The 2,088-nt window shown below is 37.8% G+C and carries 1 protein-coding gene; it reads right to left on the reverse strand.

Going from position 1 to position 2,088, the window contains the following annotated elements; all coding sequences use genetic code 11:
* Nucleotides 1-4: 4 nt before the first annotated feature.
* Nucleotides 5-1,642: an ATP-binding cassette domain-containing protein gene (locus ACTQ1N_RS12530; RefSeq protein ID WP_441956989.1), complete on the reverse strand. Its 1,638-nt coding sequence runs from the start codon at nt 1,640-1,642 to the stop codon at nt 5-7.
* Between the last annotated feature and the right edge of the window lie 446 nt (nt 1,643-2,088).

A 2,088-nucleotide genomic window follows, 5' to 3' on the forward strand; every position in this document is an offset into this window, starting at 1 on the left:
CGGATCAGATTCCATCCATTTCATCGAATTCGAAGCAGCGTAACCTCTCTCCGCGGGTATCCAAAGTTGTTCGTGATTTTGGGAGAGGCTTTGTTGAGCAGACACTAATTAACTGTAATCCATTAGGATTTAGCTGATATATTTTATCACACACCTCTTCAATGTACTTTCTATCGTGAGAAATGCTAATGACAGCCCCTGGAAATTCTCGGAGCATTTTTCTTATTACCGGGCCGGATAATGGTGAAAAATTTCTTGTAGGCTCATCCAGAATAAGAACATTCGCACCACTTAAACTCATCCTCAAAAGAAGCACTTTCGCCTTTTGTCCACCAGACAACTCCCGAATAGGATGCTCCATTTCATCTGGCGTGTATTTAAGTGAACCTAGGTATGTTCTAATTCTTGTACGCTCTTCTTTATCTCCTGTTTTATCAAGGTAATCAACCGGCGTAACAGATAGCTCCAACAAATCTTCATAATTTTGGGGCATATATTCTGCTTTAATATCATTCCGATTCATAAGTTCTTCCGCTATCTTTTTTAGAAGAGTCGTTTTTCCTGCCCCGTTGGCTCCTATAATACAGATTTTCTCTGATCCTTTTATTTTCAAATAAATTCCTTCTGCCAAAAATCTTTTGCGATCTGGAGTCATTAGCTTTGAAAGTTCATATTCTATGACCGTTTTCCCTGTTGGAATGTATGCGTTTTTATCTCCTAATTTAAAAAAGATTGCTTCTTCCTGCTCCGGCATTTGCGTCATATTTTCGTCTTCACTTTCAAATCTCCGCCCCATAGCCTTAACTGTGTGCATTTTGTCCTTCAAATTCTTTGCCACCGACGGCGCTTGTCTGGAACAATTTGCTAATGCGCTTTGCACACTCTGAGACACTCTTTGATATTTCTCATCTCGAATCTTTTTTTCCCTACGGTCACATAGTGCCCTCTGTTCTTGAAGTTCAAATTTATGAAGCCGTTCCTCCACATAGTTTCTATAGGGAAGCTTGGCCACGGTATATCTCGCTTCTGTTTTTCGCTTAATCTGCTCGATATGTATTACCATGTTGGCGGTACGCTCTATCAATGTTTCATCGTGTGAAATAAAAAGCACAATATGCTTCCATTCATTTATGGTTTTTTCCAGTAATGTAAGCGTCGCAATGTCAATATCATTTGAAGGTTCGTCTAACAATAGCACAGAAACATCGCGAATAAAAAGCCGCATGAGTTGTACCTTGACTTTTTCTCCTCCTGAAAGGCTCCCCATCATCTGACTACTGTAGAAAAAATCATTTTTTATTCCAAATTTCCCTGCAATAACAGACAGTTCTTTTGGCGTTTTCTCCCAGAATATTTCTTCCTCAGAAAAATATTCGTATACGGTTTTTTTCTTATCTTCATCGGGCATCTCTTGCGGAAGGTAACCAAGACGTTCGTTTCCCATTATTCTTTCCCCATCCGCTTCTATATAGTTTTCTATAAGCGATGGATCATATATCCACTTCATTAATGTTGATTTTCCGTTCCCTTCTTCTCCAATGATAACTGCTTTATCTCCATCATTTAGCACAAGGTTGAAATCATCAAGAATTACTCTCAGGTCTTTTTTATGTGTTAAATTTAATTTCTTTATCTGTAACATAAAGTTCCTCCTTTTCGAAACACGAGTCAATTATTTTTGTACACACAAAAACGAGCCTTTTTTGCATATGCAAAAATAGGCTCGCTAAATAGACCTTTATTACTTTCCCTAAGGAAAAGCAAAGGAAATGCCTCTTGCGATAATCCAACTTAAGCGTACACAAAAATAAACCTATTTTCTACAGGCTCAATAACTATATGTGTCTTACTTAAATTAAATTATCTATTAATCATTTCCTCACCTTACACGGAATGTGCCTTCCTTTTTTCTAATGACAATACTATCATACTGTATTTTTTTGTCAACACATTCCACCTTATAGATGCGCAAATTCTGATTCTTAATATATGAGTAGAGGCTTTCATAGTCTCTGCTCTTTCTTTATGATGAAGGTGATTGGTCTGACGTAATTTCCGATTGGGACACCACGCCCGAAGTTAAATGTG

The organism is Porcincola sp. LCP21S3_C12 (assembly GCF_052118625.1).
GTDB lineage: Bacteria > Bacillota > Clostridia > Lachnospirales > Lachnospiraceae > Porcincola.

Excerpts from the sequence above, each read along its gene's own strand:
- ACTQ1N_RS12530 (WP_441956989.1), bottom strand. The coding sequence starts at position 1,642 with ATGTTACAGATAAAGAAATTAAATTTAACACATAAAAAAGACCTGAGA.